13 protein-coding genes are annotated in these 13,371 nt (G+C 31.1%); all 13 read right to left on the minus strand.

The window, feature by feature from the left end; genetic code table 11:
• Nucleotides 1–1,794, minus strand: a 1,794-nt coding sequence (locus PHC28_RS08290; RefSeq protein ID WP_300098587.1) for a choice-of-anchor Q domain-containing protein, incomplete at its 3' end; no start/stop codon positions are given.
• 594 nt (nucleotides 1,795–2,388) lie between these two features.
• A complete protein-coding gene (locus PHC28_RS08295; RefSeq protein ID WP_300098590.1) occupies nucleotides 2,389–2,889 on the minus strand; it encodes a hypothetical protein in 501 nt (166 codons plus the stop codon).
• Between the two features lie 107 nt (nucleotides 2,890–2,996).
• Nucleotides 2,997–3,287: an MmpS family transport accessory protein gene (locus PHC28_RS08300; RefSeq protein ID WP_367278012.1), complete on the minus strand. Its 291-nt coding sequence runs from the start codon at nucleotides 3,285–3,287 to the stop codon at nucleotides 2,997–2,999.
• Nucleotides 3,287–4,087: a CPBP family intramembrane glutamic endopeptidase gene (locus tag PHC28_RS08305; RefSeq protein WP_300098593.1), complete on the minus strand. Its 801-nt coding sequence runs from the start codon at nucleotides 4,085–4,087 to the stop codon at nucleotides 3,287–3,289. The genes PHC28_RS08300 and PHC28_RS08305 overlap by 1 nt, the downstream gene beginning before the upstream one ends.
• A gap of 354 nt (nucleotides 4,088–4,441) precedes the next feature.
• Nucleotides 4,442–4,807, minus strand: a complete 366-nt coding sequence (locus tag PHC28_RS08310; RefSeq protein ID WP_300098596.1) for a hypothetical protein — start codon at nucleotides 4,805–4,807, stop codon at nucleotides 4,442–4,444.
• Nucleotides 4,808–4,945: 138 nt separating this feature from the next.
• Nucleotides 4,946–6,268 carry a hypothetical protein gene (locus PHC28_RS08315; RefSeq protein WP_300098599.1) on the minus strand — a complete coding sequence of 441 codons (1,323 nt, stop codon included), beginning with the start codon at nucleotides 6,266–6,268 and terminating at the stop codon, nucleotides 4,946–4,948.
• Nucleotides 6,269–6,289: 21 nt separating this feature from the next.
• Entirely contained in the window at nucleotides 6,290–7,285 is a 996-nt protein-coding gene (locus tag PHC28_RS08320) for a YCF48-related protein (RefSeq protein WP_300098602.1), read from the minus strand.
• Between the two features lie 227 nt (nucleotides 7,286–7,512).
• Entirely contained in the window at nucleotides 7,513–7,917 is a 405-nt protein-coding gene (locus tag PHC28_RS08325) for a hypothetical protein (protein ID WP_300098604.1), read from the minus strand.
• Nucleotides 7,918–7,939: 22 nt separating this feature from the next.
• Nucleotides 7,940–8,443, minus strand: coding sequence for an outer membrane beta-barrel protein (locus PHC28_RS08330; protein WP_300098607.1), 504 nt, complete (start codon nucleotides 8,441–8,443; stop codon nucleotides 7,940–7,942).
• 268 nt (nucleotides 8,444–8,711) lie between these two features.
• On the minus strand, nucleotides 8,712–9,593 hold the full coding sequence (locus PHC28_RS08335) for a choice-of-anchor J domain-containing protein (RefSeq protein ID WP_300098610.1): 882 nt from the start codon (nucleotides 9,591–9,593) through the stop codon (nucleotides 8,712–8,714).
• Between the two features lie 80 nt (nucleotides 9,594–9,673).
• On the minus strand, nucleotides 9,674–10,486 hold the full coding sequence (locus PHC28_RS08340; RefSeq protein ID WP_300098613.1) for a DUF4249 domain-containing protein: 813 nt from the start codon (nucleotides 10,484–10,486) through the stop codon (nucleotides 9,674–9,676).
• A 4-nt stretch (nucleotides 10,487–10,490) separates the two neighbouring features.
• Entirely contained in the window at nucleotides 10,491–12,860 is a 2,370-nt protein-coding gene (locus PHC28_RS08345; RefSeq protein ID WP_300098616.1) for a TonB-dependent receptor, read from the minus strand.
• A 21-nt stretch (nucleotides 12,861–12,881) separates the two neighbouring features.
• A partial coding sequence (locus tag PHC28_RS08350; RefSeq protein ID WP_300098619.1) for a hypothetical protein occupies nucleotides 12,882–13,371 on the minus strand: 490 nt, incomplete at its 5' end.

Consider the following 13,371-nt stretch of genomic DNA (forward strand, 5'->3'; position numbering starts at 1 on the left):
ATTATTTAGTGCAGGCGACCAGGTTCCTGTTATACCATTGTTGGAAGTTGTTGGTAAAGCAGATAAAGTTGCGCCTGAACAAATTGGATTTACAGCAATGAATGTTGGTGTTATATTTGGATTAACTGTAATACTGGCACTTCCATTCATGGTCGAAGAACAACCACCCAAAGTTCGTGTTGCCATAACTGTATAGGTTCCAGCAGCAGTTTGGTTTCCAAAACTGATTGAATTTCCCGTTCCATTAATAGGGCTTCCTACATTAGTGGCACTATTTTTTAGTTGGTAAGTTACTCCATTTTCTGAATTTGAGACCACAATAACTTGACCTACGCCGCCCGCACAATAAGAACCTCCACCGTTAACATTATAAACAGTTGGGTTTACACATGGATTTTGGTATTCATAAGCTCCTAAATCAGGTTGGCTGTCTCTTGGGTTTCCAATTATATCTGTTGTTGGAATTCCAGCACCCGTTAGACCAATATTTTTTACAGGGCTAGTTCCTTGTATTGCAAGTCCATCATCTGATGTGGCCCATATATTGTCCAATCCGTCGCCATCTAGTGCATTAACAAATAGTGGATTGCTAGTTAAACAGTTTACAAGAATTGAATTTGTTATTGCTAAAGGACTTCCTAAAGCATCTTTGATAATACAGTTTTGAAAAGAGGGCTGAAATCCAACTCTGTCATCCTGACTATAAATTTCATTTCTACCTGCTACACCAGTTACAGTTGGTGCATTATTCCAAAAGAGACAGTTTTTGAACGTTGCTTTTGAAAAGCCTTGATAGCCAGTTCCAACAAAAGACGAAGTGTTGTTTACAAAACTACAGTTTGTAACAGTTGATGTGTTATCAGCAGAACCACCAAATTGTAATGCAGCACCATTTTGAGCAGAATTATTATAGAAAACGGAATTTGTTATAGTATGAGTTCCATTTAAATTTAATGCCCCTCCTCTTGAAGCATCTATAAATCCTGAACCACTTGTATTGTTTGAAAATACACATTTGTTTATTACACAATTTCCTCCAGATATTAACATTCCAGCACCAAAAACACCAAAACTATTTCCTCCAATTAAAAATGAATTGCTATCTATTATGCAGCTTTCAAAAGCTGAAAAACAATTCAAGCTAACGATTCCTGCTCCCAATGAATCATTGTCCTGATTTGTGCAATCAGCACTATTCCCCTTGATTGTGCAATTTGTGAAAGTTGTTGCTGATTCGATATTGAAAACGCCACCTCCATAAAATCGTTCAAGAATGCGTGTATTAACTGTTATTTGTGAGCCGTTTGGAGCAGTGGCATATCCTTTTGTTATAATTACTCCATCTAAAACTGTTGCACTTGTTAAATTCACACTGATAGCAACATGATACGCATTGTCTGTTAAGGAGTTTAGTGTCCCTAAATCTCCACTTAAGGTTGTTAAATTTGTTTGCCAGTTTCTTTGACTTAACAAGTTTTCTGTGCCTGAAAAGCCACCATAAATTTTCACACCATTTTTGAGTGTAAATGTTTTGTCTCTGTTATTTGCCGGGGTTAAGCTGCCGAAAGGGTCATGTGTTGGTAAATAAGTTCCTGCTTTAACCCAAATTTGGTCTCCACTGGTTGCAGTATTTATGGCAATTTGTAAATCTCTTTTAGCCGTTGACCAACTTGTACCAGTACCTGAGTTATCTGGTTTAGTACTATCAACATAATAGGTTGTTTGAGCCATTGATATTAATGAAAATAACAGGAAAGTTAATTTTAATAATCCATTAAGTACACTTTTTTTCATAGCTGTAATTTTTTTATTTTTTATTTTGAATTTAGTAGCACATTTTTTTCCATTTAACAATTGAGAAGACTATTATTTAGTGAGAAGACTATTATCTAGATTGGAATTATTTTAAGATTATTGATGTCTCAATAAAAGACAAATCTTTTAGGTATTGATTCATTGTTGATGAAAGTAATTTACTTAAATTAATTACTTATTAGCTTCAATACACTCATCAACTTTTTTGAAAAATCACCAATTATTCAAGCAAAAGAGCATTATTTTATAAATCAAAAACTAAAGATTCAATGGATAGCTTACTAATTCAAAACCATTTAAAAATGAATGCCCTATGCTTAAAAAAATATTTTTTTCTAATTATATTTTGTAATGTTTATCTTTTCTAATTCCAAATTATGATACAAAAATCATAATTTGGATGCTAACAAATGGACTTGCGTGTAAGCAAGTACTTATTTTTTTAGTGTTTTGCTTTAATTTTCTTATTTATTTCAATACCAAGCAATCCCAATAGGATAAGATGTTGTACTGATTTCGAAAAATGAAAGAAACACATTAATATTAGGTTTAAATTCTACACTATTCAAAAGATTAATCTATACCAAAGGCAAACATAAAATCGCTTGTTCCAAGAAAATATTCCCCTTTACCGAGATTTTTAACTATTAAATAATAGTACCCTTCTTTTATTTTTTTTACTTCATAATTTATTTTTTCGAATGAAGTTGAAGTGCTTGTTGTTTTGGCTTTTGTTGTTATAAATACTCTTTGATCCTTTCTAATTTCGAATTGCACTAAGTCAAAAACTGAAGTAGGGTCTGCTCCGGGTGTTGTTTTAACAACAAATTTTAGTTCCTCCAGCTTTGGAATTCTAACGGAAGATGAAATTCCCTTTAAGAAAAAACCGCCTTCGGCTTTGAATAGACCTTTTGCCTTAGCCATTGTATTGTATTGCGACTTTTCTAATTCTTTTAATTCTTTTGTTTTCGCATCAAAATAGGCTGGTTTGTCATTAAACTCTGGTAAGTTGTTTTGTGCTTTTACAGATAAAATTGAAAATAGAATAAGGGCAGTAGTTAGAATTGTTTTCATAATCAGAATATTTTATTGTATGAAGATTGTGTTATTTAGGGTATAAGTTAATGCATTAATAATAGCTGTACCGTTTGATTGTACTGTTGCAGTTTGTTCTTTTTTTACTACACCACCCCAACTATTTTTGCAGTGATTGTTTTACTTGGAGTTGCTCCAATTACTGCTGCATTCAATAATACGGTGGTAACACCAGTTTGAACAACTATTTCTTTTGACCAAGGCAAAGAGGCGGATATAACGTTAGCTCCAGAACCAGAGGCTGTAATGTAGGTTGCATCAAAAGTACCGGTTGCATTTCCGGTAATTTCATATTTTACATTTGGGCTGTCAGCTGGGGTATTGTTATCGTCCTTGCAAATGTGACCATTAAAATTGTAAGTGCTGTTTTTAATTATTAGTTTTTAATTGATTTATGAGTGATCTTTTTTATCCATAAATTTTGCCTGTGAACTTCAAGCTTACTATTTTTTTTCATTTTGTAAATAATTGTTCCAAGAATCACTAAAAGCACAGTAATGGTTCTAAACACATTGAAATAAATTCCGCCAAGAGCGTTTTCGGTTGCTGAGAACGTCATTGCAGCAAGGTTCATAAATAGATGTAGAAAGACTGGAATCCAGATATTGTAATTCCATTCGGCATATACCCAAGCAAACAGAATTCCGCCTAAAAAAGTTATGGCAAAAATGCCAATCGATTCATAAAATTCCTGACTTTGATATAAATGAATGAAACCAAATAGTAAGGCACCAAATAAAACAGAAGGTATAAAACCCATTTTGGTAAATCGAAATACTTGGCCGAAAAGTAAACTTCTAAAAAACAATTCCTCAAAAAAAGCCGCAGCAACTACTTTTATTAAAAATTCATCCAAGTTCATTTCAGAATTTAATTTAAACATCAGTGCAAAGCCAATAAACATTGGTAAAGTAAATAGAAGCGAAATGTAGCACCCTTGCCAAAATGAGCCCAGGAATCCTAAACTATCGGTCACTTTGTTTTTATTATGAATTAGTATCACACCCAAGTATAAAGGTAAACCTGAAATGATATAAGTAAGGATATGACTGATTCCACCATTTTTAATAACTTGATTTATTGACTCTCTAATTGCATTAAAATACAGTCCATCTAGCAGAAAATATATTCCAAAAGCCAAATAGGTAATTACTATTATTTTTGTTGTTTTGCTCATTTTTTTTAAATTTTAAGTTTAATTATATAGACGTAAATACTTTGTTAATGGATGTATTTCAATAGTAAATTTTTAAACAAGATAAGCAGAGGTCGAAAAGAATTTCATTTTTAGTTTTGATTTTAGAGATTAATTTCTTCTACAATTCTATTATTCCAGCCACCATATATGCCAAGGGTTTTTGCATAATTATCGAGTTCGGCTTCTGTATAAGCGCAGCCATCATAAATTTCTATACCTACTTCTATTAATTCCCAAGAGCCATCTACATAATGCCAATTAAAATTATGAGCGCCATTTTTGTTGTAACCACCTACTAAGTTATAATAGCAGTTGAATACTTTCTCTCAATAATTATTTGTTGTTTTTAAATTGACTATAAGCCAAAAATGCTATCCAAACTGCTACAATAGTAGTAATGACTTTACCGTTTTTAGACAAATCAAATAGTCCAAAGAGTAGGATGAAAAAACTTCCAAAGACCCAAAGCACGTCAAAAATTGTAATTATTGTTACCAACAATTTATTTGTCAATTGTTTGCTATAAACATACCAAACAAATATTGAAAATATTAATAAATTTGAACCAATGACAGGAAAAACATAATTATTGTTTATATTGAAAAACTTTTTTAGATATGTCGAAAATAGTAACATTGTTAAACCACTTAGGACTGAAAAAATGCTATTAATAGTCAAATATTTTTTTAATTCTTTCATAGGTTGGTAATTATTTGTTTTTATTTATATCCAATTTATTGATTTACTTTTGTTTTGAACGATACTAATATTTTAAGCCATTTTTAAGTTTTACAATTAGAGTTATGAGCAATTGGTGCGTTTTCATAGTGATTTTTTTTAAAGTGTTTTCTTTAATTTGACTTGTAATTTGTCTCCGTTTTTTACAACATTTACCACTTTTTGCACATTGGCTTTACCTGCTACGGAGTAAGAAAACACGCTGGTATAAACATTACTACCTACATAATTTCCTCCTATGTAAACATCTGACATTCCAGTTACTTCGGATCTTTTGCTTGTATGGTTATATCCAAATGAAGTGCTAAGTAGATAGTCGCTTGGTAATAAATTGGTAAACTCAAAATGACCATTATCGTCATAAATAGTGGTGAATTTAAAGCACTCAAAAGCATCTTTTGGTAAAGGAATGGTTTTTGCATTTTTAATTTTTGCCTGCTTTTTATTTAGTTCCATCCACTCTTTGAAATAAGCTGTATAGGGCATTAAAACTATAGTGGTCCCTTTTGGAGCAAATTGTTTTTTATTAATGTTTAGTACTGCCATTCCTTTTAGCATTCCTTCGTTTTCATTATCCCTAGCAAAAGCGACTCCTTCTATCGTGGTATTGCCATCATTCACTAATTTTAGCGTTTCTTCTTTGTCAAATTTATTTTGAAATGGATTAAAATCTGTTTCCTTATTCTTTAGAAGAATAGTATCACCTTTATTAGACACAATGGTAATTTGCCAAATTTTACGATTGATTTTATCAATGAAATATTGAAAATTGTGTTTCGTACTTTCTTCAAAAACACTTACTTTCCAAACTTTGTGTTCGCCAGTAAGATCCGAAATATAGAGGTCAGTTTTTACTTCTTTAATTACAATATTGCAAAACCTTTTGTTTGCATCTACAGCCTCATAGTCATACACAGGAATTGTTGCTTTATATCCCGATTCCAAGGGTAAGGCTTTTAGAATAAATGGATAAATAGAAATATCAAAAAAATCTTCTTTACTGTTAACTTTGATGGGAGTCTTTTTACCATTTTTATTGTTTTGAAACTCTCCAGTTATAGTATTTGCAAAACTTAAAGTAAGGTTCCTATCTCCACTTCTATTAGAAGAATAACTTATTGGTTTAAAACTATTTACATCTGCTATAAAATGGTCTTCCCACCGTATATTAGAGTTGTGAAAAATCAATGCTGTTTTTACATCAAATCTTTTATCGCTGACAGTAATTTTAGTTTCGTAATTTCCAATTTCAACATAAGATCCATTCTGCTTGATGGAATATCCCATCGTGAAGCTATCTGATTTCAAAAAGGTTTTGTCTATAGATTTATCATCGGGTAGAATTTTAGTTTGTTTTTGAGGAAAACATAACTGAAAATTTAAAATCAATGTTATAATTAAAAACTGTTTTATTTTGTTCATATTATTTATGATTTTTTGAGCTTAATAAGTAATAATTTTGATTTTTGAATAAAGTTGGCCTGTACCTATAATCATCGTTTTATGATTATTTATTTTAGCAATAGCAGTAAAATCACTTACTTCACTAGAAAATTGATAACTTTTTTGTAGAAATGTAGCCCAATTATCGTTTGTTAATGTAATATCTCCATAAGGAAAAAATCCTGTTTCATAATGTTGCCCTATACCGATGCATTTAGATGTGTTTAAAAATTGTAATTTATTTACCGGATTAGGTAATGTTATGATATTATTATTGTCAATGTCAACTAATTTATTGCCAGTTTTAATAAAGGACTTATCAGAAACAAAATATATTTGAGATAAATTATTTTGTTTAGTTAACTCGATGGATTGCCAACTAGTCCCTCCATTTGTAGTTTTGTAGTAATTACTTTTATCTGTAGTAGCAATTCCGAAACTATTATTTTTAAATTTTACATCATTAAAGTTTTCAGTTGAGTTAGATTGAACATTGGTCCAATTTTGCCCGCCATCTGTTGTTTTTATAAATAGTTTGTTTCCAGTGATGAATCCTTGGTTTTCGTTTTTGAAAAAGATTCCTGTAGGAAATCCTTTTTCAATGCTATTCAAGTTGATTACAATCCAAGACTGACCTGCATTTGTAGTTTTAAGAAGATAACTACCCGTATCGTCTCCACCAATTACATATCCAACATTTGGATTAACAAATTGAATTTTTTTGAGATAGAAACTAACCGTTGAGTTTAAAGAATTCCAAGTTGTGCCACTGTCAGTGGTTTTAATTATTTTTCCTAATCTAGAAATTGCATAAGCAGTATTCTCATTAGTAAAAATTAAGTCATTATAAAAATCATGTGGTATGTTTGAGTTTAAATCTACTAAATTATCTAATGTTAAATCGGAAATAGGTTCAGCACTGGGTACATTGGTATCATTACTACAGGAGTACATAATAATCAGAAAAAATATTGCGTAAAAAGTTTTTGTTTTCATAGTTTTGAGAAATATGATTTTTATATAAATTTTTTGACGAAGTCAGTATGTACTTTAAATTCAGGTAATACTATCTTTTATATTTATAATTATTTAAAAGTTTAGGCAAAAAAGGAAACACGAACTGCAAGTTGTATTTTATTATTTTAATTTATTTTTCAATAATTATTATTAACAAAAGAAGCAGTCCGTGTTACCAACCAAAAATACCCAAAAACAACAATTCATTATTGAAAAACATGAGCCAAAGTTGACAAAGTTATTGCTCCATTAGCATCTGCAGTTGCACTTCCAGATTTTAATACAGTGGTTCCGTTATAAATCTTAACACTTACAGTTTGTCCTGCTGTTCCCAATTTTCCAACAATACCATTGCCTCCAATACCAATTCCAAGAACATTAGATGGGTAATTTATTGTTTTACTCCAAGGTAACGAAGAAACAGTTACTGTTGTATTGCCGGATACATTGTCATTATAAATCACTAAAAGTTGACCAGAATAATTTCCAGTAATTTCATATTTTATTGTTTTTTCATTAGTTGAAGAATTATTATCGTCTTTACTGCAAGAAGTTATAATTAGTAGAATTAGCGAAAAAGTTATAGTTTTTAATGTTTTAATTTTATTCATAATCATTGTGTTTAGATGTTTTTTAAAATTTAAATGATACTCCTGCCGTTAGACCAGAAATATTACCTCCTCCTGCTTCTAATAAAGCTGCGATGTTGTCTGCGAAGAAATATCTTGCTCCTATTTGACCTGTAAAAAATACGGAATTACCATAACTTGAACTATATGAAATGTTGCTGTTTTTTTCGGATGCACTCCAATATCCAAGAGTTAAACCCCCATAAACATCAAATTTAGAATCCAGTTTTAATAATTCATTAAAGTGATAATTCCCTTTTAGTCCACCATAAATAAAAGTCCATTTATAGTCACTTAAATATCCTGTATCTTTATATGAAGTATAATTTACTGAAGCTCCAACACCAATTTCATTGGTAATTAAATGCTCGAATCCTGCATGTATTGGGACGCCATAAGAGGATATACCAATGCCTAAATCGGCTAGATTAGTTCCTTTTTTTATTTGAGCATTCAATGTCAAAGAGAAAATGGATATACAAATGATTAATAGTTTAGATTTTTTCATTTTGATTTTGATTTAGTTTTTGAGTTATATAATTTTTTATTTAGTCAAAGGTAGGATTTTAAAAAAGTGTAGTATATACCTAGTTTTTTGTAATTTTCACTACCTGATTTGTGGTAAGTTTTTGTCTATCCAGTTTCGTTTGGTGTTTCGCAAATTAGAAGAAACTTAGAATAATAATGTATTGTACTTATTCATTTATACAGTTTTCAAATTTGTTTTTTTTGATTGGATTTAGAGTTAATTTTAAGTTATTATATGTCAATGAATTTTATTCTTTAATAAATTTTGTAACCATTATTTTATCTTTCTCTGTGATAACCTTTAGTATATAGATACCTTGTTTTAGATAAGAAACATCAATTGAATTATTTGAAATAGGGGAGGTAGTTGTTTTTTTGCCCAGTACATCAAATACATAATTTTTTTTGATATTTTCTCTTGTTTGTATGTTGAGAATGCTCTTAACCGGATTTGGAAATGTTTCTAAATTGCTATTTGTAAAATCAATTCTATCCAAATTTTCTCTATCAATCTTGAAACTGTCAATACCAATTGTTTCACCATTTATTATCGGTGGAATTCCTTCATTTATAAAATATCTGAATCCAATTTTGCAAATAGTTAAGCCAGTTAAGCCTGTGACTGTGTAGGTATATTGTGTCCAAATAGATGGGTACCCAGTGGTTGTTAAATCTGGATTTATGGATAATGCCAAAAGAGTAAAGTCGCCTAAATCGCTAAAACCACCACTTGGAATTATTGACGATATTCCATTTGGACTAATCCTTACTTCTAACCTATCCGCACGATCATCACTTAAATCACGTGTGTAAAATGAAATAACATCTCCATTTTTTAAACTTATATCAGGTGTTATTAACCAATTGCTAATGTTTCCAAAATTGCTACTATTGGGATCGGCTTGAGCAAAAGAATTTGGCTCGCCTTCAAACGATGAAAAAGCTTCTGGAATACCCTGATACCAGCTAGAAAGAGAGATGTCGCTTTGATTGGTCATTATCCATCCTTGACTAGTTAAGTTTGTAACATCATCAAAATTTTCGGTATATATATTTTGAGCTTTAAATTGTAATGATGAAATCGTAATTAAAAAGCAGAATGTTGATTTTTTGAGAAATAAATTTTTCATAATATTTAAAATTGAAATAAACGCTTATTATTTGTTTGTTCGTAAATCACCTGATATCATATAGTGTTTTTTTGCAAAAATCACTTAACTGTATAATCTGATTTTGCTATTTCGCATAGCCTAAAATAACCCAAAGCATAATTTTTTTCAGTAGTTTGATTGATTATGTTGCCTCGCACTTTGGTTGGGATAGTTTGGAAGGGTCCATTATTTGCACCTGCAGAAGCATTAATAATAAGTTTTATATAGTTATGATAATTTTCAGAAACTCCATATTGTGTGAAATATATTTTTTTGTCTTTCACTAAATCTTCGTGCGAATACAGCCACGACATCGTATTTCCGTCGGTAAACTGATCATCAACATATTGATATTCGGGAAATGCATTTAAATCAGAATCAACCCGGAATAAATAATAATTTCGTTGATTGACAATGTCTTTAAAATTAATTTTCAAACCAATTTCGTCGTTATTTAAGCCCAAGTCATTTTTTTGTTCTACATCTAAAATAGTGGGAGTTGGTAATAATTTTTCGGAAGCTGTATAGCTTTGCCCATTATAAGTAACTTTAAGTGTGTAGTTTTCATTCAAAACAGGAACAAAATTGGTACATACATATTCACCTGTATTAGGTGTTTCTACAAAATTAAACACTGTATTTGAACTGTTGGTAACAGTAACTGTTGCACCACTTACTTTCGGGATTTGTGGTTGATAATAACCAGTTGTTGTAGTTAATTTAATTGTCTGTGAACTTCCTGAGGTTCCTTTTTCCCAATTGATGGAGGCATCTATTACCAATCTTGGTGCCGCTGTTGTTAAATCAACATTAACAACTTCTTCGCAACTTGTAAATAAAATTAGGCTTACTATGATAAATATTTTCTTCATTTTTTTACAATTTAAAGTTATAGGTTACCGCAGGCATTACGCCAAATATGTAAAATTTAACAGCTTCATTTGCTCCAGTATCTGTATTTTGTCTAAAATTGATTGAAGCAGTATTCTTGCGGTTATACAGGTTATAAATGCTGAAAACCCATTCGCTGTTCCATTTTCTATTTTTATTTTTTCGGGGTGTGAGCGTTGCAGAAATGTCCAAATGGTGAAATGCAGGTAGAGAGTTTCCATTTCGTAACCCATAACTTGGAACAATAATATCTTGATATTCATATTGACCATCAGGATATGTTGTTGGTTGCCCTGATTGTAGGGTAAATATTGACCCAAAACTCCATTTATCGTTCCATTTGTAAGTTGCTGTTGCAGATAAATTATGTAATTTATCATAACTTGATCTGTACCATTTTCCCTCGTTTATACCTGTTTCTTGGGGAGTTCTGCCTGGCGTCTGCTGTTCGGTTCTAGATAATGTGTAGGATATCCAGCCAGTTAATGTACCTGTATTTTTTCTCACCATCAACTCTAATCCATACGCTCTGCCATTTCCGTTTAAAATGACTTGTTCGAGCGCATTGTTAGCTATTAATTCTGCTCCATCAATATAATCTACACGGTTTTTTATTTTTTTATAGAACGATTCTACCTCAAGGGAATATTTATCATCATTAAAATTTTGGAAATAACCAATAGCAAATTGGTCTAACAGTTGAGGTTTGAAGAAATCATCACTTGGTGACCAAATGTCTAGTGGTGTTGGGGAACCTGTATTAGTGATCAAATGCAAGTATTGAGTCATTCGATTGTAACTTGCCTTAACCGATTGATTATTGTTAAAAGCAAACGATAGTGCTAATCTTGGCTCTAGGTTATCAAATTTTGCGATCACTTCGTTAGTGTCATATTTTTTTACACCAATTGGTGTGGCTTTTTCATAAATTTTAAAATTGTTATTAAAATTCACGGCTTGATTATTGGCATAAATATTTATATCTTGTTTACCTAATCTATAAAACATACTGTATCTCAAGCCGTAATTGACGGTCAATTTATCTGAAATTTTTTGATCAACATCAAGATAGAATGAAGGTTCAAACGCAAATTTTTTGTCTAATTGGGTTGCAATAACTCCTGAATCCTCACCAAGTGGAGTAACTTTTCCAGGATTGAAGTTGTAATATTGTGCATTAGCACCATAAGTTATTTTTGTTGAGTTACTTAAATAATATTTAAAATCGTACTTCAGGTTAAAGTTATTAATACCGCTATCCCATTTTATTCCAAAATAGTCAACGGATAAACTGTAATAATAATCACTATATATTAATGACAGATTCGAAAATAGTTTATCCGAAAACAAATGATTCCAACGCAAATTTCCAAATGAATTTCCGAAAGTATTCACGAAAGCGTCATTCAAATCAAAATTATCCCTTCCAAAATATCCCGAAAGAAAAAGCTTGTTTTTATTGTTGAGTTTATAATTTAGTTTTGTGTTCAAATCATAGAAATACGCCGAGTTTTGATTATCTGCCAATTTCAAAAACAGATGGCCATAGGAACCTCGACCCGCAACAAGAAATGAGCCCTTCCCTCCAGACAACGGCCCTTCTGCAGTTAATCTACTCGAAATTAAACCAATTCCTCCTGAAAATTTATAATTCTCTTTATTCCCATCTTTTTGATAAATATCTAAAACAGATGATAGCCTTCCGCCAAACCTTGCAGGGATTCCACCTTTATACAATTTCAGGTCTTTTATGGCATCAGCATTGAAAACAGAGAAAAAGCCAAATAAGTGTGACGAATTATAAACTGTAGCTTCGTCAAGAAGTATTAAATTTTGATCAGCAGAACCCCCACGTACGTTAAAACCGGATTGTCCTTCGCCTGCATTTGTAACTCCAGGCAACAGCAAAATAGATTTTAAAATATCAACTTCGCCAAAAACTACTGGCATTTGTTTGATAGTTTGTATTGATAGTTTGTTGACGCTCATTTCGGTATTATTGATCTCAGCACGACTTTTATTGGTTTTTACCACAACTTCTTGAAGATTTCTATCATTTTCGGTGAGTGAAAAATCTTTTTTGGTGTTTTGAGTGAGTAAAACAGTTTCTTCAATATCTTGAAAACCAACATAACTCACTTTAATAGAGTAGTTACCTGCAGGCACAGTGAGGGAGTAGAAACCATATTCGTTTGAACTTGTGCCTATTTTCAATTCATTAATGTACACATTGGCACTAAAAAGGGTTTCTGTAGATTTGGAATCTTTTATAGTTCCACTGATTGTCACTTTTTGTTGCGAATAGCAAACAGCAGTGAAAAGAAAGACAGCAAATATTTTAATTTTTGTTTTCATTAATTTTTTTGTTATTGTTTATTAAATTTTTTTGTTGTTTTTTAAAAATGATATTCCAATTCCTATGCCGTAGCCATATTCAATTTTTCTACTTGCATTACTATTAGAAGAGAAAGGATTTATTTTGCTAATTTCATAGCCATAAGTCGCTCCGTTTTTTTCTTTATATGACATAAAGAGGCTTGGGATAAAAGAAATTGCCATTTTAATGCTTAGTTTTCGCATTAATCCAAATTTCAAATGAGTAGCACTCGTATTGGGTTGGTTTTTGAACGATTTATCTAAATAAGTACTCCACACCAATTCAGGTCTGAATTTCCATTTTGGAGTAATATCCATTATAGTTCCTAATCCCAAGCCATAAATCATTAATTCTTTTGGAGTGAAATTATAACCAGCAGTAATTATTGAATAGATGTGTTTTCCCCCTGATTTATAGCTTATCCCTATGTTTTGATAATCGGATGCCGAAATCTCAAACTCCTGATAGCCTCCTTTTTTGATAATATTT

The sequence above is a fragment of the Flavobacterium sp. genome, from assembly GCF_028712645.1.
Classification (GTDB): Bacteria; Bacteroidota; Bacteroidia; order Flavobacteriales; family Flavobacteriaceae; genus Flavobacterium.

Coding starts and splice junctions, on each gene's coding strand:
- PHC28_RS08295 (WP_300098590.1), bottom strand. CDS start 2,889: ATGAAAACAATTCTAACTACTGCCCTTATTCTATTTTCAATTTTATCT.
- PHC28_RS08305 (WP_300098593.1), bottom strand. CDS start 4,087: ATGAGCAAAACAACAAAAATAATAGTAATTACCTATTTGGCTTTTGGA.
- PHC28_RS08310 (WP_300098596.1), bottom strand. CDS start 4,807: ATGAAAGAATTAAAAAAATATTTGACTATTAATAGCATTTTTTCAGTC.
- PHC28_RS08315 (WP_300098599.1), bottom strand. CDS start 6,268: ATGAACAAAATAAAACAGTTTTTAATTATAACATTGATTTTAAATTTT.
- PHC28_RS08320 (WP_300098602.1), bottom strand. CDS start 7,285: ATGAAAACAAAAACTTTTTACGCAATATTTTTTCTGATTATTATGTAC.
- PHC28_RS08325 (WP_300098604.1), bottom strand. CDS start 7,917: ATGAATAAAATTAAAACATTAAAAACTATAACTTTTTCGCTAATTCTA.
- PHC28_RS08330 (WP_300098607.1), bottom strand. CDS start 8,443: ATGAAAAAATCTAAACTATTAATCATTTGTATATCCATTTTCTCTTTG.
- PHC28_RS08335 (WP_300098610.1), bottom strand. CDS start 9,593: ATGAAAAATTTATTTCTCAAAAAATCAACATTCTGCTTTTTAATTACG.
- PHC28_RS08340 (WP_300098613.1), bottom strand. CDS start 10,486: ATGAAGAAAATATTTATCATAGTAAGCCTAATTTTATTTACAAGTTGC.
- PHC28_RS08345 (WP_300098616.1), bottom strand. CDS start 12,860: ATGAAAACAAAAATTAAAATATTTGCTGTCTTTCTTTTCACTGCTGTT.